This window comes from Pseudomonas iranensis (assembly GCF_014268585.2).
Lineage (GTDB): Bacteria > Pseudomonadota > Gammaproteobacteria > Pseudomonadales > Pseudomonadaceae > Aquipseudomonas > Aquipseudomonas iranensis.
On sequence record NZ_CP077092.1, the window covers coordinates 3,234,356 to 3,250,688 of the forward strand.

Here is a 16,333-nt window from a genome sequence, read left to right on the forward strand (position 1 = left end):
GGTTATTTGTGGCTGGCTTTACCCAACGCCTTGGCGACCAGTTGTTCGTAAAGTTCGGCGTAGGGTTCAACCGCTTTGCTCCAGTTGAACGGTGCAGCCATGGCGCGGCAGCGCATGGCATTGAGCAATTCCGGGAAGGCGAAGACCTTGAACGCGCGGCTCAGGGCTTCTTTATAGCTATCAACGGTGGACTCATCGAAGAGGAAACCGGTGACGCCGTTTTCAATGGTGTCGGCCAGACCGCCGGTGTTGCGCGCGACCGGCAACGATCCGAAACGCTGGGCGTACATCTGGCTCAGGCCGCAAGGCTCGTAACGCGAAGGCATCAGCAGGAAATCGCTGCCGGCGAACATGCGTCGGGCATCGGTTTCGTTGAAGCCGATGCGTACGCCGATCTGGCCAGGAAAGCGCAGGGCCAGTTCACGCATGGCTTGCTCTTCTTCCGGCTCACCACGGCCGATGATCGCGATCTGGCCACCGTTCTGCACGATGTACTCGGACACCGCTTCGGTGAGGTCGAGACCTTTCTGATACACGAGACGCGAAACCACGGCGAACAACGGGCCAGTCGAATCGTTCAAGCCAAACAGCTCACGGACATGCGCCGCGTTGATCGCTTTGCCTTCCCAGTCGCCGATGGCGAACGGGGCAAACAGGTGCGGGTCGGTCGCCGAATCCCAGCTCTCATCGATGCCGTTCGGGATGCCGCTGAGCAGGCCTTGCTGGGTCTTGGCGGCAAGGAAACCGTCGAGGCCACAGCCGAAGTCCGGGGTGGTGATCTCTTGCGCATACGTCGCGCTGACGGTGGTGATGTGGCTCGAATAGGCCATGCCGGCCTTGAGGAACGACATCTTGCCGTAGAACTCCATGCCTTCCTGTTGCAGGGCATGGGTGGGAATCCCCAGCTCCGGGCAGGAACCAAGGCTGGTCACGCCTTGATAGGCAAGGTTGTGAATGGTGAACAGCGTTGGCGTGCGCTGCCCGCGCCAGTGCATGTAAGCGGGCGCGAGGCCAGCCGGCCAGTCATGGGCGTGCACCAGATCCGGGCGCCAATGGATTTGCGCAAGATTGGCGGCGATGTCGGCAGCGGCCAGGCCGAGACGGGCGAAGCGGATATGGTTGTCCGGCCAGTCGCGACCGTTGTTGGCGCCGTAAGGGCCACCCTCACGCTCGTAGAGTTCAGGGCAGATCAGCACGTAGATCACCAGGCCATCGGGCATGTCCATGCGCCCGATCTTGCAAGGTGGCAGCGCGGCGTGGCCACCCAGCTCGCCGATGATGTGAATCGGGTTTTCGCTGTGCACCACTTGCGGATAACCGGGGATCAGCACCCGCACATCGTGCAGATGGGCCATGGCCCGGGGCAGGGCGGCGGAGACGTCACCGAGGCCGCCGGTCTTGACCAGATCGGCGATTTCCGAAGTCACGAACAACACTTTTTTCTTGTTGGGATTCTGGCTTGCTACCGGAGCAAGCGTCTTGGTGCCGGGTACGTTGATCTGTCGGCTGCCGGGAACACTGATGGTGCTCGATTCTCCAAGCGACTGGTGAGCACGCTCTCCCTGAATATCCAATGCCGCACTGATCATATGTATCTCCCGTGTGTGATCTGATTCTTGTCTCGAACAAGCTGTTTCGTGGCCAAGTCCTGTGGCCGGGCGCAAAGGCGCCACGCATCGGTGAGCAAATGCTGACCCAACACGCGCAAGCAGAATGGGTGGTGAGGCCGTTGCAAGGATTACACCAGTCGCTTTCGCCCAGTTGTTCTGATGACCTGTGGCGTGAAGCAAAAGTTTCGACTTTTTTTCGTCGGTATGACCGAGTGGTTTGGCCACTGAAAAATCAGTCTAGGCCAGATCCTAGAGCGGGTCGGGACAAATGGGTAAATTGTTCGACAATCGGTTGTGTCGGAATGTTAGCGAGGGTCCAGGAGGGGAAACGCTCCGACGAAGGGCATGTTTTTCGGTCAGCGGGAGCCAAAATGGTGACTGGGCAGTCACGATTTTGTGGTAGGGGATGGGCGAGTTGCACCGTTGTGGTGCGAGGGGGTTTCAGCGTGGTATCTGAAATGACCCCTTCGCGAGCAGGCCTGTTGCAGCAACTGAACTTTAAAGTGATGGAATCAATTCAACAGACGCACCGGCTCCCCAGTTGCCCAACCCTGAATATCCTCGATCATCTGCCGGAAGAACTGCTCGTAATTCTGCCGACTGACATAGCCCACATGCGGCGTGGCGAGGACATTGTCCAGCGTGCGAAACGGGTGCAGGGCCGGCAAAGGCTCTTGCTCGAACACGTCCAGCGCTGCCCCGGCAATGCGCCGTTTCTGTAGCGCCTTGATCAACGCCGCTTCATCGACGATCGGCCCGCGAGCAGTGTTGACCAAAAGCGCGCTCGGTTTCATCCACTCCAGCGCTTGGGCATCAACCAGACCGCGACTGCGTTCACTGAGCACCAGATGCACCGACAGCACGTGGGCCTGCTCGAACAGTTGCTGCTTGCTGACGTACGTCACGCCGACCTGTTCCGCGCGTTCGGCGGTGAGGTTCTCGCTCCAGGCGATCACGCGCATGCCGAACACCTGGCCGAACTGCGCGACCCGCTGGCCGATGCTGCCCAAACCCAGGATTCCCAGGGTCTTGCCATGCAGATCGCCGCCGAGGCCCTGTTGCCACTGGCCGGCGCGCAAGGCATTGGCTTCCTTCACCAGATCACGGGTGGCCGCCATGATCAGCGCCCAGGTCAGTTCCGGTGCGGCATGTTTGTAACTGTCGGTGCCGCAGACCTTGATGCCCAGCGCTGCAGCGGCCGGCATGTCCAGCGCCGCATTGCGCATGCCGCCGGTGACCAGCAACTTCAGATTGGGCAAGCGTCCGAGCAAGTCGGCGTCGAAACGCGTGCGTTCGCGCATGACGCAGATCACCTCGTACTGGCCGAGGCGCTCGGCCAGTGTCGCGTTGTCGGCCGGGTAATCATGCACAAAGGTCACTTCACCGATGCTCTCCAGCACGGACCAGTCGACCACGTCGCGTGCCACGTCCTGCCAGTCATCGATCACTGCAATCTGCACCGTCATCGGCTTACCTCATCATGGAGCGGAAGGAGTCTTGCCCAGCCAGCCGAGCAACGCCTGATGGAATTTCTCCGGTTCTTCCATTTGTGGCGCGTGGCCCATGCCCGGGAATTCGATCAGCGTCGACTGCGGAATCAACTTGGCGACCTGTTTGCCGAGCACCTCGTAGTGGCCGATTTTCGCTTTGACTTCCGGCGGTGCGAGGTCCTTGCCGATGGCGGTGGTGTCGGAGGTGCCGATCAGCAACAGGGTCGGCATCTTCAGGTCCTTGAACTCGTAGTACACCGGCTGGGTGAAGATCATGTCGTAGATCAGCGCCGAGTTCCACGCGACCTGGGTCTTGCCCGGACCTTTGCTCAGACCGGCGAGCATGTCGACCCAGCGATCGAATTCGGGCTTCCAGCGGCCGTCGTAATAAGTGGTGCGCTCATAGTCGCGAATGCCCTTGGCCGTGACCTTCAACTCACGCTGATACCACTGATCGACGGTGCGATAGGGAACACCGAGGGCTTTCCAGTCTTCCAGACCGATCGGGTTGACCATCGCCAATTGATCGACCTGCTCCGGGAACAGCAGCGCATAACGGGTGGCGAGCATGCCGCCGGTGGAGTGGCCGAGCACAGTGGCTTTCTGAATGCCCAACGCCTTGAGCAATTGCTGGGTGTTGGTCGCCAGTTGCTGGAAGCTGTACTGATAGTGCTCGGGTTTGCTGGAGGTGCAGAAGCCGATCTGATCCGGCGCAATCACGCGGTAGCCGGCATCGCTCAAGGCCTTGATCGAACTGTCCCAGGTCGCCGCGCAGAAATTCTTGCCGTGCATCAGCACCACGGTGCGGCCGTTGGCCTTGCCATTGGCGGCGACGTCCATGTAACCCATTTGCAGCTTCTGACCCTGGGATTCGAAGGCGAAGTGTTTAAGCGTGTAGGGGTATTGGAAGCCTTGCAGCTCCGGGCCGTAGGCAGGCCCTTCGGCGGGGGCGGTTTCAGTGGCCGCTTGCGCCATTAATGGCAGGGCAGCGCTGAGGACGAGGCCGGGCAGCCAGCGGGAAAGCGTGACGGACATAAGCACTAACTCCTTGAAAATTGGCCGACTCTGGAAGGTCGGGATTACGCCGACGTTAAACAAAGGCAATCACAGGAAGGGTTGGTTCAACCGAGCCAGCCCAGTGTCAGCAAGGCCAGCACGCCATAGCGCGCGCCTTTGGCCAGGGTGACGATCAACAGAAAGCGCCCGAGCGGTTCGCGCATGACGCCGGCAATCAAGGTCAGCGGATCGCCAATCACCGGCAGCCAACTGAGCAGCAGCGACCAATGCCCATAGCGCTCGTAGTGCTTGCGCGCCTTGGCCATATGCCGCGGACTGACCGGGAACCAGCGTCGATCCTGAAACCGCTCGATGCCACGGCCCAGCCACCAGTTGACCAGTGAACCGAGCACGTTGCCCAGCGTCGCTACCGCGAGTAAACCCCACAGCCAGTAACGCTCGCTGACGATCAGGCCGACCAGCAGCGCCTCGGACTGCAACGGCAACAATGTCGCCGCGCCAAACGCAGCAAAGAACAGGCCGAAGTAGGCTGCCCCCATCAACGGGCCGGGTAGTCCGCCACTACCACGTCAGCGCCGTCCTTCTTCAGGCCGATCACTTGGTACGCATCGCTCATGCCGTCCATTTCCATGCCCGGCGAGCCCATTGGCATGCCCGGTGCAGCCACACCCAGCAGATCGTCGCGCTTGCTCAACGCAAGCACCTGATCGGCCGGCACATGGCCTTCGACGAATTTGCCATTGATGATCGCCGTGTGGCAGGACGCCAGACGCGGTGGTACGCCGTGCTGCTGTTTAAAGCTGCTCATGTCGCTTTCGACGTGGTCTTCGACTTTGAAGCCATTGGCTTCGAGATGGCTGATCCACTTTTTGCAGCAGCCGCAATTGGCATCGCGGTGCACTTCGATCGGGATCAGTTCGGCGGCTTGCGCCAGGGAGGAGATGAACAGGGCGCTCAGGGCGAGCAGACGCAGTTGGCTTCGCATGGGAATGGGCTCTCGACTCGGTGAAGGTCAGCAAGAACGCATTTTGACCTGTTTTCCCGCTCCTACATCAACTGAGTGTTTCCAGTTGCTACAAAACACCCGAACCATTGTAGGAGTGAGTCTGCTCGCGAATGCGGTTGACCAGCCGCAGCTCCAGTGACTGAAAAATCGCTTTCGCGAGCAGGCTCCGCTCCCACAGGGGATTGGCGTAAAGGCCAACATCCCCGTGGTCGCGGTTGGCTTAACTGACCTTGAACCGCCCCATGATCGCGCTCACGCGGCTGTTGGCTTCGAGCAACTGGCGGGTATTCAGCTCGCTGGCCTGGCCGCTCTGCACCAGTTCGTCGACCATGTGGCGGATCTGCACCATGCTGCGGTTGATCTCTTCGGTCACTGCGCTTTGCTGTTCGGCGGCGGTGGCGATCTGCGTGCTGAGGCTGTTGATGTGGCTGACCGAACCGGCCATTTCGTCCAGCCCCGAGTTGACGCGGGCGGTGGCGTCAGCGGCGGACTGGCAACTGGCCTGGGTGTTTTCCATGGCACTGACCGAGGAACTGACGCCTTGGGTCAGACGGGTCAACATCTCGTTGATTTCCGAAGTGCTGGCCTGAGTGCGGGCGGCGAGGGCGCGGACTTCATCCGCTACCACCGCAAAGCCGCGCCCCTGTTCACCGGCCCGGGCCGCTTCAATCGCGGCGTTGAGGGCGAGCAGGTTGGTCTGCCCGGCAATCGCACCGATCACGCCGAGGATTTCGGTGATGCGCTGGGCGTCCTGCTGCATGTTTTCAACTTTGTGTGTAGCGCTGGCCACTTCGTCGATCAGCGCGACCACGCTGTTGGTCGCTTCACCCACCACGACGCGCGAGCGATCGGCGTTTTCATTGGCGCGCTGGGTGAACGCAGCGGTTTCAGCGGCATTCTGCGCCACGCTTTCAGCGGTGGAGCTCATTTCGGTAATGGCGGTGACGGTCTGGTCGGTTTCCGAGGCGTGACGCAGCAGAATCTGGCTGGTGTGCGCCGAAGTGCGTTGCAGATTGTCGAGGCTGGAGGCCATGGCGCCGGTGGCCTGGGTGACTTCGCCGATCATGTTCTGCAAATAGACGATGAAGGTGTTGACCGAATGGCCGATGGCGCCCAGTTCGTCCTCAGCGCGAATGGTGATGCGGCGGGTCAGGTCGGCGTCACCGCTGGACAGTGAATCGATGTTGGCTTTCAGAGCCTTCATGCGCTGTACCAGTTTGCGAATCGCGTAAACCTGCAACAGCACCAGCAGGATCACCAGCGGAATCTGGATCAGGCTGAGACTGTTGAGCACATCGTCACGCTGGGCGGTGAGCATTTTGGTCGGCAGGGCGGTGGCGAGGAACCACGGTGTGCCCTCGATAGGGCGCATGAAGAATGTGGCGTCTTCACCATTGTTGTCGAACTCGACGCGTTGCGCTTTATCGCGGTTCTGCAGGCCGGTCTTGATCTGATTGATGAAGGTCGAGCTGGCTGCCAGTTCGCTGATGTTCTTCAACACGATCGGACCGCTGATGCGCGAGCTGTTGCTGATGATCTTGCCGTCAGCCTCAACGATGAGCATTTCGGCGTTGAGGTCTTTTTCCTTTCGCGCCACCAGGTCGTTGAAGAAGCCCAGGGTCACGTCGATGGTCGAAACGCCCCAGGCGCTGCCGTTCTTGTAGATGGCCATGGCGCAGTTGGTGCGCGGCTCGGCACTGGCGTCGTCCTTATAGGCAGCGGCCCACGCGCACTGGCCGCGCGGGGTGGCCATGCCGCCCTTGTGCCAGCTCTGGTCGTAGTAGTTCGGTGCGGCGTCGCTGTTCCAGAACGTATTGACCTTGAGCTGACCCGAGGCATCCCGGTGCCAGAAGGTGCTGAACTTGTTGCGGCCGGCTTCGCGCTGGCCGGGCAACGGCCAGATACCGCCGCCAAAGACTTTCAGTTCGCCGTACTGATCCACCAGCCCTGGCAGCACCACGTCGATGGCGGCGCTGTCGAGCAGGGGGATGGTCTGGGTGATGCTGCGTTGCTGCGCCTGCACCTTGTTCAGTTCGCCCTGAATCTGCACGGCGACTTCGGCGATGCGGTTGAGCACGACCTTCTCTTCGGTATCGCGCAGGGTCGGTGCGACCAGTTGGCTGATGCCGACCACGGTGAGCACGGACAACAACAGGATGAACAGAATCAGAAACAGCGTGTAGCGAGCCTGAATAGTGCGCAGTGCGGGCATGGAACTGATCCTTGAGCGGCGTTTTTGTTGGAGGGCAGGAATAAAACAGGGCGGGTATCACAGCGTATCGTCGTTACGGGCGGAAGCTTTAGGTACTTGCGCGCCGAAAGAACTCAGGGCGATGACCGGTTGGTATCGGGATTGGTACATCCCTCGCAATCGCCACAGTTGTTACATCCTGATGACGGCGCTGAACCAATGTTTACGGGCTGCAGGCTTGTGTCGCGAATGTACGAGATTTGTAAAAAAGCGCACAAATGACTTGGTGCGATCAGGCGCATCGGCCGATACTCGCGCCCATTCAATTGGTTGGAACAAGGACATTTCATGCTCATTGCACAAGGAATCCTCGCATGACGATCGGCTATACCGGCGCCTGGGAAAGCAAGGCGGGCGTAATGGTCCGTGATACCGGGGCGAAAAAGCAGGTTTCGCAGAGCGTCAAGGTGCAGCAGATGCTGACGCTGGTCGGCAATGATCCGAACGCGTTGAACGTCGCTGAGATGGATAAGCAGGGGCTGCGCAAGCAGATCAAGGGCTTCGACCCGGCCAACGTTTCCGTCAAGCAACTGGGTAACCTCAGCGAGTTTCTGCGCGGGCGTGGGCTGATTTCTGAAATTACCTCGATCACCTTGCTCAATGCCGGTGACAAATTCGACCGCTTCGGCGTGCAGAAAGACCCGGAGGCGAAGTTCAACGCGCTGGAATATTTCGCCACGCAGCTCGATGCCATCCAGACTAACAGTCTCAATGGCAATTACTACGGCAAGAGCCTGATTCCCGAATTCAAGAAAGCCATTTACGTCCTGCAGAATCTCAAGACCTATGGCGAAGGCAATGCGGCAGTTCCGTCCGACAAAGGCCTGAAGGCAAAGGCCTGACATCTGCCGATGAAGCCCGCTCATCCGTGTGCGGGCTCGGGCTGTTTACACCGCAGCCATGGCTCGCCCAGTGAGTTGACGTTGTGCCTGGTCGTGTAACTGCTGCATGTGCGGGCAATGCAATGTCAGCTTGCGCGTGCGGTAGCCGCGATGAAACAACGTCAGCCAGCCTCCTGGATTGTCTTGCGCAGGCGCCAGACCGGTGAAAGCAAAACCGATGGCGTTAAGACTGTGCAGATCCACGGCAAACTGTCGCGAAAGCTGTAGACGAATCGAAACCAGCCAGTGCCCGGGCAGCGTTCTCAGCTGATCGAGCAGTTCCGGTTCGAGTTTTTCCACGAGCATTTCATGCCGATTGCCATGTTGTTGAACCTGAACCGAGGGCCCGCGCCAGCATGCTGCGCTGGGCGAACAGCCAAACGCCGTCGTCATACGCTCCATGAACGCACGGTAGCGGGTTGGCCACGGCTGCTCCGGCAGCGGGCGCTGATAGCCGTCTATGGCGCGGACACCCAAGACGATCGACTCCGGTGTTTTGCCGCCAAAGGGTGAGCGGACATAGTCCGGCAACAGTCCGGTGTTATGAAAACCGAGACTGATAGCCATGCGTTGGGTATAGGGGTGGTGGGTGACCTGTTTGATCGAAACGCTGCGACAACTCAACGCCTGTGCATGAGTCAGCAGTTGCGCGCCCAGCCGCGTGGCGATGTTCTTGCCGCGGGTATCGGGATGCACGGCGCTCAAGGCCAGTTCGGCATCGTGCGAGTCATCGCTTTGCCGGTACAGCGTGGCATGGCCACGAATCCGTTCACCCTCGACCGCAACCAGTGAGTGCCAGCGCTTGGCTGCGTGGTTCTGATTGATCAGGCAGGGCAGGTAGACGTCGCTTTGCACGTAATGATCGCCGTACACCTCGCGAAACAGTTCGCTGACGGCCGTGGCGTCGCTCTCACGGTAATTGCGCAGGATCAACGGTTCCATCACGCACCTCCCTGTCATGTTGGTCATAGCATCGATGATCGACGATTCGCAGGCTTTTACCTGCGCGAGGATGGCGCACGAGATCCTCGAAGCCGCAGCTCTGGATACGCAGCTCCAGCAGTCGAGCGTCTCGCAGTGGGGTTATCTGCGGGTAAAGTTCGATCAAACGAGTCTCAAGTGTGCCGTCAATGCCGGACGATCGTGCGTTCGCCACATATTTCAATGTCAGCACATCCCTGTCGTCGACCTGTTCAATCACCAATTGCCAATCGTCGCTGCCAGTCGTGCACCTTACGGTGTCGCTGATTTCATCCGTCATCAGCGACAGGATCCCGACCCGCACGCGCTGGCTGCTACAGCTGCGGCCCCTGAGCGCGAATTTGCGTTGCGCCGTGCCCACCGGTTCGCGCCAGCACGCCAGGTCACCCACGGGATAGCGGATCAGCGGCATCAAACGGCGATGGAGGTTGGTCAATACCAGCACACCGGTTTTGTCGCAGTCATCGATCCGTGCCCCTGTGTGCGGGTCGATGATCTCCAGCAGAACGTGGCCGTCAGGCGTGCGGTGTTCGCCCTCCATGCAGTCACGGTGGCTGGCACCGATAAATCCACCGTCGACGCTGGCGTAGCCAATGGAGGCAATGCGCGCATTGGGCAGCACTTGCCGGAGCAGTTGCCGTTGCGAGGCGAACAGGCTCTCCCCGCCGTACAGCACGCTGTCAATCATCGGCAATACCCGCTTGTGTTGCTTGAGCCAACCGGCAAAGGTCAATAGCTGCGCGGGCGGGCCGGCCAGCACGTTGATCCGGTGTTGCCCGATGGCATCGGCCAGCCTCGCCGGGTCAACGTCACCGGTAAACGGAAATTCGGTGACAGCCGGTGTAACGTGGGCCAGGGAATCGTGGATAAACAGGAAACTGGCATAGAGGTCGCCGGCGAAAAACAGATTGGCTACTCGGTCGCCGGGGTTGAATTGCGCGCTGAGACTGCGGCCGAAGTCCTCGGCCGTGCGTTGCCATTCAGCGCGCGTATAGACCGACAGTCGGCCGCCACCGGTTGACCCGCCGGTCTTGAAGACCAGCGCAGCCCGTACGGGGGCAGTCAAGACTGCCCATTCATCAAGGTTCTCGCTGCCAGTCCAGAATCCTGCAGGATCGAGCACAGGCCATTCACTCAGTCGGTTGAGCGCCTCAGGAACCTTGGCGAGACAGTTGTTGTAGTAGGGCGAATGCTGACGGACAAAGCCCATCAATTCGCCAATCGGGTCGTTTTTTTTCACGATGTCTTCTTCTTGTTTCGAATAAGCCAACTCACGTTCGAACGTCAGCGGCGAGAGTCAATGACCAACGGCGTCTTGCCGCTGTATTTGTTCTGAATAAAGGTCACGGGCAAGCATTGTTCTATGTGCAGAACCAGTACTCCGGTGTCGACGGCGCTCATCAGGGTCGAATTATTGGCGAGCCGTGCCCTGACCGCGTCGGCTGCAAGTTCGCTGTGCACTTGCAGCCGCTCGATGCCCTCTGCGCTGTGGTCCAGACGCAACTGAAACGGAACTTGCAGTCGTGTCGCCAGTTCGCTCAGAGAGATAAAGTAAGTGCCGATACGCAGCAGCGTGCCGTGGCGTTGCAACAGTTCGAAGCGCGGCGACTGCAGTCCGCAGGCGCAAACGCCCGGCAGCCAGCGCCCGGTGTCGCCAAGCTCATAACGCTCAACGATCTGACCGCCGTCGCGGGCGAGGGAGGTCACCACCAGCCGGCCGACTTGATCATCGACAATCGTTACATCCTCATCGAACGCGACGACTTCCAGCTGCTGGATATCATTCATCAAATGGAACACCCCGTCCGCTGAAGCCTGGCACGCATGGCCAAGCGGGCCGGCATCGACGCTGCCGTAGATCGCCGAGCGAATGAGCACGACGCCACAACTGCGCAGCAATTCACGGTTCTGCTCGCTGAGGTGCTCGCCACCCATGAAGACCTTTTCGACCCCGCCATAAGCGCGCAGACGCTCCTGCTCGTTGAGGAACAGGCGATGCAGCGTGCCGGGCATGCCGACCAGCACATTGACCCGCTGTTCGATGATCAATTGGGCAATTTCCCGATAGTCTTCATCGGCCGGGGCGGCCATGGGCAGATGCGTCACCTGCAGGCATTCCAGCGCTTTGTTGAGGCTCAGAAAACCGGCGTAGAGCCCGCCACAGTAGAACAGGTTCATGACCCGATCCCGCGCCGGATCGAGGCCGGCGGCGAACAGGCCGTCAGCCGTTGCGCGCATCTGACGATCGAAATCGCGATAGCTGTAGCCAGCCAGCGCAGGGGTGCCGTTACTGCCGCCGGAACGAAAATACAACTGCGCCTGAGCATTGACGGGTTGGGCGATGAAGGCCGCTTTGTCCATGATCGGAGCGCGCGACTTCGCCGGTAATGGCGCTACATCGAGACGGGCCTGTCTTGGCAATTGCGCGGTCGCCAGACTCACCGATACCCGCCGACTCAGACGTTGTAACGCATAGACGCCGTCATGGGGCTCGCCCTCGTAACCATCATGAATGCTGTCGATCGGTGCGATACGCGTAACCCCGGCTGCGATCAGCGTCCGGGTCAGCTCGACAATGCGCGGTTGCGCGCACACCAGCGCACAGCTTTGCAAGACGTTGCGCCATGGCTGCAGGGTGGCGGTCAGCAGTGCCATCGGCACGGGATGCAGCAGCACGCTACGAAACAGCGGCGACGGCGCAAGTTGCCGGTTATGTGCCCAGATCACCCGCCAGCCAGAGCCATTCCAGACCTGTCCGGTTTGCCCGGCAAAGCTCTGCGCCAGACTGGCCATTTGCGTGTGCATGGTGATCTGTGAAGCTTCCTGAAGCGTTGGTAACAAAGCGGGCCATTGTGCTGCACGTCGCTTTAGCGCCTGCGCCAGGCGTTCACCGATATCGCACAAAACCTGCGGATCGTCGCTGTCCACCAGCACCCACTGCGGGCTGGAACAGGCCTGCTGATCCAGGCGGCAGACTTCATCGGCCACGGCATCGAGCGCCTCGGGTGTGGTCGCTTCAGGGGTGAGATAGACAAAGCTGATGCGGTGCCCCCAATCAATCCAGCGACAACCCGGCGCCAACTGTTGCCGAATGGCTTGCAGCGCCGCTTCGCCACCCCACGCTGCGACACCGTTGGCATGCTTGCATAACTGGCCCGTCTGCTCGGAGCTCACGGGGATAACCGCCACGTAACCGGGCAATTGCCCGCTCGCATCGCACGCTACCAACGCGCTCAGCAGTTGCGCCGTCAGGCCTTGATCGCTGCGGCTGGGTCGCAACCAGTTGATGTTGCCGGCCAGCAGACTTTCGACCACGGCGCAAAAGGCCAGAAGCGGCGCGTTGGCGGGCGTGATGTGCACCACCAGTCCGAGCGGACGCCAGGCTTCGAAGCGCGGCTGGCGATAATCGATACGGCGCAATGAATCGGCATCCGCGCCGAGTTCACGCTGGCGCTTGTAGAGCAAGGCCTCAGGCTGGCAGAAATCGATCAGGGCCTGACGTTGTTCAGGGTCGAGAGGCAGATCCGCGTTAGCGCTGCGCAGATGCTCGGCAAAGGCTGACACGGTTTTGATCACCGTGCTGCTGTCGAGTGATGCCTCCAATTGCTGCGGCAATGCCTGTTGCAAATGCTGCAGTGCGTCGTCGAGGCTATAAGTGTCGTGCAGTTGTCCATTGATCAAGTACATATCAGTGATTCTCCAGTAATTCAGCAGCCGCCAGTGCGCAGCTTCTGCCCGCCGTGGTGCCGGCGCGGCCGTGCAGTTCGAACCAGTCGCTGGTCAATCCGCAGCCGCAACTTGCGCCCGGGTGCAGCGTGGCCAGATCGCTCATGACCACGGCGTGAGCAGGGCTGGAAGCGATGTAAGGCGAGACGAACCCGAGCAGGCCTTGCTGGCCATAGGGCAGCAATGAAAAGTCCCGCGGATCGCGAATCAACACCCGCGAATACACCGGCGCATGAAAATGGTGATGGGCGCATTCGATGTAAGGCACGGCATGCTCGACAGCGCCGTAGCCGTCTCGGCAGCGGACGGGGTCGATGCCCAGTTGCCGGTGGATTTGCGCATATAGCTGTTGCTTTGGGATTTCCTGCGCGGCCTGGGTTTTCCAGCCGCCGCCAAAAAATGCCAGCGAACCGGCGGGTAATTGCAGATCCTGCACAGCGGTAGCCTGCATGCGTTGCAGGGTCTGCCAGAGGAACGCCGGAAAGCCGAAAATTCTTACCGGCAAACCTTCTTCAGCGAACGACTGCAACGCGGCGATGACGCCGAACGCATCGAATTGATGGCCGCTGCCGGTAAGGCGCAAGGCATGGAACACGCGGTTGACCGGGGCAAACTGGCAGAGAAACTGGTCGGTGAAGGAAGTGCCGAGCGTTATGCGGCCCTCGGGTTCATGGCTAAGCAGCAGGTAGTTGCATGGCGTCTGCGGCGTGTCCCAGCCGTAATGGCGGAAGATCTGCGCGACCATGAATTGCGCGCTCGCCAGGCTGCGCTCGTCGTAGCGCATGCGGCTCTTCTGTCCGCTGGTGCCCGATGAAGTCAGTTCGAGGGCATCGGCGCCGGTACTGCTGAGCAAGAGGTGTTGCTTGAAGAAACTGGCGAAGATCGGCGGCAGTCGCGACCAGTCATCGAGCTTGTCGAGATCCTCGGGCGCAAGTGCATGGGCCTTGAGCCAGTGCTGATAGCCGGGCGTATGGGCGCAGTGGAAGCGGCTGATTTCTGCCATTGCCCGATCAAACAGATCGGGAATTGTGGAATCCGCGCAATAGGGATCCGTCAACGCGCACAGCGCGTCGGTAAAGGGCAAGTGAGTCATCAATGTTCCTTATTGAGGCGAAGCCACATCAGGCGTGGTGGTTTGCAGGAGGTGGTACATCAGGGGCAGGCACATCAGCCCGCCGAATGCGGCCCACATAGCGAAATATTCAAGACGGGCGCCGCCACCGATGGCGGCAATCAGCGAACCGCCGAGCCCCATGACGGCAATCGAAATCATGCCGGTCAGCGCCGATACCAGCCCTTTGCTGTCATCACTGGAAAACAGCGCCAGGCGATACACTGCCGCATTGCTCATGCCCAGCCCGACGGCGTAGAGCGCCACGCTGGCCACTACCGGTCCAGGTCCGGCACCGAGCAATGCGCACGCCGCCAACAGCAGCAGACCCAGACAGAACGGCCAGAGCGCCAGTTGAATCAATTGCTGCAATGAGTGGCTCTGCAGCAAGCGGTCGAGAATCAGATTGCCGGCGATCACCGCAGAAAATACCGGGATCTGCCACAGGCCATATTCCAGTGACGTCAGTTCCAGAACCCGCACCAGCAGCAACGGTGCGAGGCCGATCCAGGCAATCAGCGGCAGACTCATCAGGCCCAGCGCCAGACTGGCGCAGAGGAAGCGCGGATTGCCCAACAGCGCGGCGTAGCGCTGCGAAGTGCGGCGCAAGGAGAAAGGTACTTGGGGATTTCGATGCCCGTCGCGGCGCTCGACGCCTACGGTTTCCGGCATCCACAAATACAGACCGAGCCACACCAGCGCGGCGCCGCCGCCGAGCAGCAGAAAAATCTCGCGCCAGCTCAGCCATTCCAGCAGCACTATGCCAAGCAGCGGCCCGAGCAGCGGCGACAACAGAGCGACATTGCCCAGCAGCGCCATGAGCCTGACGGCGTCAGCTTCGCAAAAAACCTCCTGCAACGCCGGGTAGCTCACCGCTACGAGAAACCCCAGCCCCATGCCTTGCAACAGACGCAACAGGTTGAACGCTTCAATACTGTGGGTTAAAAAAGCTGCCGCGCACGACAAACCGAACAGTGCGCTGCCAATCAACAACAGCGGCCGGCGGCCGAATTGATCGGACAACGGCCCGAGGAACCACTGCAAGCAAACGCCACCCAGCAGATAAAGATTGAACGCATTGGGTACATGCCGCGAGTCTGCCTCGAGGTCGGTTGTCACGGCCAGCATCGCCGGCATGATCACGTCGCTGCCCATGTAGGTCAGGAGTTCGAAAGCGGTCAGCGCCAGACAGAAACCTGCCACTTGGCGGGGGCCGATGTTGATAAGTGTTCTCTGCATGAGCATCCCTGTTTATCGGTTGTAGGAAGTTCGCAGAGCCTAGGCGCAGACCTGTGCCGGACCTAGCCGTTTGCTGCGTCAGCAGATTTCAAAAATTTACGGCATGTTTAAAGGGCTGGCGCAAAGCCAAACGTGTTTACCTTGGCTGGTGTTGTGGCAGAAACAACAATGCCCGCTTTGGCGCGGGCATTGTTTGCATGACATCAGGTGGACGGTTGAGCCCTCTTGCAGCCAAAACGCTTCGGCGGCTGTAACATGAGCGCCGTTTGCATCGACGCATGCCCGCAATCGGTCAAGCGCATGACATGCACGCGGATACACACCGGATTCATTCCATCGTTTCAGGAAACCGCAATGACCCAGAAGCAACGCTTGATTTATTCGATTCTGATCGCCCTGTCCGTACTGGCGATCATGCTGGGCCTGTCCTGGCTGCAAAACGCCGGCATGATCACCGAGAAAACTTTCCAGTACGTCGCGATCGGCGTGGCGGTGGTTGTCGTGGTGATCAATGGCGTGATGCGCCGCAAGGTCAAGCCGTAACGGCGAGCACCCGGTGCCTCATTCGTGGTTGAGGACCGCTGCAGCCTGCGGGTGCAGGCTGTAACTCTTGTCGGCGTTGAAGGTGATCACGCCTTCGGCGCACAAGCGTTTCAGCACTTCGCGCACGCTGAGAAACGACAACGGCACGTCCAGATCGAGCAACTGGCTATGCACGCCACGTACGCCCAGGCGACGATTGCTCTGTGCTGCCACGAGCAGGGCGTCGATGACTTTCAGGCGAATCAGGCTGGTGCGCAGGCCGAAACTCTTCAGTAGCACGCGAATACGCTCGTTGCCCGGACGCTCGCCGCGCTGGCTGAAATTGCCAGAGTGCGAACTCATGGAAACGCCCTGTGGCGTCTGGCTACCGTCCGTTGGTAGTTGCGAGTTGTACATGCGATTACTCCTTTTCAGAGCCAGATCGGGAAAGGTTTTGTTGCGCTCTCTAAACAAGACGTTTCAGCACGACAAATCATGA

At 60.1% G+C, this 16,333-nt stretch carries 13 protein-coding genes and 2 pseudogenes; 2 read left to right on the top strand and 13 right to left on the bottom strand.

All coding sequences use genetic code 11. From position 1 onward, the window contains the following. Nucleotides 1-2: 2 nt before the first annotated feature. The 7 genes and pseudogenes from glgA to HU724_RS27970 form a co-directional block, all read right to left on the bottom strand. The gene (gene glgA, locus HU724_RS14460; RefSeq protein WP_137213532.1) at nt 3-1,589 is read right to left on the bottom strand and encodes a glycogen synthase GlgA; all 1,587 of its coding nucleotides are present in this window, start codon (nt 1,587-1,589) and stop codon (nt 3-5) included. A 533-nt stretch (nt 1,590-2,122) separates the two neighbouring features. Next, on the bottom strand, nt 2,123-3,076 hold the full coding sequence (locus tag HU724_RS14465) for a D-2-hydroxyacid dehydrogenase family protein (RefSeq protein WP_186566767.1): 954 nt from the start codon (nt 3,074-3,076) through the stop codon (nt 2,123-2,125). A gap of 12 nt (nt 3,077-3,088) precedes the next feature. Continuing rightward, nucleotides 3,089-4,135, bottom strand: a complete 1,047-nt coding sequence (locus HU724_RS14470; protein ID WP_125916206.1) for an alpha/beta fold hydrolase — start codon at nt 4,133-4,135, stop codon at nt 3,089-3,091. 86 nt (nt 4,136-4,221) lie between these two features. Further along, complete coding sequence (locus HU724_RS14475; RefSeq protein WP_041480976.1) at nt 4,222-4,656, bottom strand: YqaA family protein; 435 nt, start codon at nt 4,654-4,656, stop codon at nt 4,222-4,224. Beyond that, complete coding sequence (locus HU724_RS14480; RefSeq protein ID WP_041480975.1) at nt 4,656-5,102, bottom strand: DUF411 domain-containing protein; 447 nt, start codon at nt 5,100-5,102, stop codon at nt 4,656-4,658. The genes HU724_RS14475 and HU724_RS14480 overlap by 1 nt, the downstream gene beginning before the upstream one ends. A 241-nt stretch (nt 5,103-5,343) precedes the next feature. After that, nucleotides 5,344-5,871: pseudogene (locus HU724_RS27965) on the bottom strand (methyl-accepting chemotaxis protein); the annotation flags it as partial. Between the two features lie 333 nt (nt 5,872-6,204). Then, nucleotides 6,205-7,335: pseudogene (locus HU724_RS27970) on the bottom strand (HAMP domain-containing protein); the annotation flags it as partial. A gap of 353 nt (nt 7,336-7,688) precedes the next feature. On the opposite strand from HU724_RS27970, the gene HU724_RS14490 reads away from it, so the two are divergent. After that, nucleotides 7,689-8,216: a hypothetical protein gene (locus tag HU724_RS14490; RefSeq protein ID WP_024012886.1), complete on the top strand. Its 528-nt coding sequence runs from the start codon at nt 7,689-7,691 to the stop codon at nt 8,214-8,216. A gap of 45 nt (nt 8,217-8,261) precedes the next feature. Here HU724_RS14490 and HU724_RS14495 read toward each other — a convergent pair whose 3' ends face one another. The 5 genes from HU724_RS14495 to HU724_RS14515 are packed head-to-tail and all read right to left on the bottom strand — an operon-like array spanning nt 8,262 to nt 15,312. Continuing rightward, nucleotides 8,262-9,197: a GNAT family N-acetyltransferase gene (locus tag HU724_RS14495; RefSeq protein ID WP_186566766.1), complete on the bottom strand. Its 936-nt coding sequence runs from the start codon at nt 9,195-9,197 to the stop codon at nt 8,262-8,264. Then, complete coding sequence (locus HU724_RS14500) at nt 9,166-10,476, bottom strand: phenylacetate--CoA ligase family protein (protein WP_225927619.1); 1,311 nt, start codon at nt 10,474-10,476, stop codon at nt 9,166-9,168. Before HU724_RS14500 ends, HU724_RS14495 begins: the two co-directional genes overlap by 32 nt. 44 nt (nt 10,477-10,520) lie before the next feature. Beyond that, the gene (locus HU724_RS14505; RefSeq protein ID WP_186566764.1) at nt 10,521-12,923 is read right to left on the bottom strand and encodes an aldehyde dehydrogenase family protein; all 2,403 of its coding nucleotides are present in this window, start codon (nt 12,921-12,923) and stop codon (nt 10,521-10,523) included. A gap of 1 nt (nt 12,924) precedes the next feature. Next, nucleotides 12,925-14,055, bottom strand: coding sequence for a LuxE/PaaK family acyltransferase (locus tag HU724_RS14510; protein WP_186566762.1), 1,131 nt, complete (start codon nt 14,053-14,055; stop codon nt 12,925-12,927). A 9-nt stretch (nt 14,056-14,064) separates the two neighbouring features. Then, nucleotides 14,065-15,312, bottom strand: coding sequence for an MFS transporter (locus tag HU724_RS14515; protein WP_186566760.1), 1,248 nt, complete (start codon nt 15,310-15,312; stop codon nt 14,065-14,067). A gap of 354 nt (nt 15,313-15,666) precedes the next feature. Here HU724_RS14515 and HU724_RS14520 point away from each other — a divergent pair, with 354 nt between their 5' ends. Next, nucleotides 15,667-15,855 (top strand): hypothetical protein, encoded by a 189-nt coding sequence (locus tag HU724_RS14520; protein WP_016770563.1) that lies wholly within the window; start codon nt 15,667-15,669, stop codon nt 15,853-15,855. 18 nt (nt 15,856-15,873) lie between these two features. On the opposite strand, the gene HU724_RS14525 is transcribed toward HU724_RS14520, so the two are convergent. Then, a complete protein-coding gene (locus HU724_RS14525; RefSeq protein ID WP_133337893.1) occupies nt 15,874-16,251 on the bottom strand; it encodes a fe2+ zn2+ uptake regulation protein in 378 nt (125 codons plus the stop codon). Between the last annotated feature and the right edge of the window lie 82 nt (nt 16,252-16,333).

Excerpts from the sequence above, each read along its gene's own strand:
- HU724_RS14475 (WP_041480976.1), bottom strand. The coding sequence starts at position 4,656 with ATGGGGGCAGCCTACTTCGGCCTGTTCTTTGCTGCGTTTGGCGCGGCG.
- HU724_RS14490 (WP_024012886.1), top strand. The coding sequence starts at position 7,689 with ATGACGATCGGCTATACCGGCGCCTGGGAAAGCAAGGCGGGCGTAATG.
- HU724_RS14520 (WP_016770563.1), top strand. The coding sequence starts at position 15,667 with ATGACCCAGAAGCAACGCTTGATTTATTCGATTCTGATCGCCCTGTCC.
- HU724_RS14515 (WP_186566760.1), bottom strand. The coding sequence starts at position 15,312 with ATGCAGAGAACACTTATCAACATCGGCCCCCGCCAAGTGGCAGGTTTC.
- glgA (WP_137213532.1), bottom strand. The coding sequence starts at position 1,589 with ATGATCAGTGCGGCATTGGATATTCAGGGAGAGCGTGCTCACCAGTCG.
- HU724_RS14495 (WP_186566766.1), bottom strand. The coding sequence starts at position 9,197 with ATGGAACCGTTGATCCTGCGCAATTACCGTGAGAGCGACGCCACGGCC.
- HU724_RS14480 (WP_041480975.1), bottom strand. The coding sequence starts at position 5,102 with ATGCGAAGCCAACTGCGTCTGCTCGCCCTGAGCGCCCTGTTCATCTCC.
- HU724_RS14525 (WP_133337893.1), bottom strand. The coding sequence starts at position 16,251 with ATGTACAACTCGCAACTACCAACGGACGGTAGCCAGACGCCACAGGGC.
- HU724_RS14505 (WP_186566764.1), bottom strand. The coding sequence starts at position 12,923 with ATGTACTTGATCAATGGACAACTGCACGACACTTATAGCCTCGACGAC.
- HU724_RS14510 (WP_186566762.1), bottom strand. The coding sequence starts at position 14,055 with ATGACTCACTTGCCCTTTACCGACGCGCTGTGCGCGTTGACGGATCCC.
- HU724_RS14470 (WP_125916206.1), bottom strand. The coding sequence starts at position 4,135 with ATGTCCGTCACGCTTTCCCGCTGGCTGCCCGGCCTCGTCCTCAGCGCT.
- HU724_RS14465 (WP_186566767.1), bottom strand. The coding sequence starts at position 3,076 with ATGACGGTGCAGATTGCAGTGATCGATGACTGGCAGGACGTGGCACGC.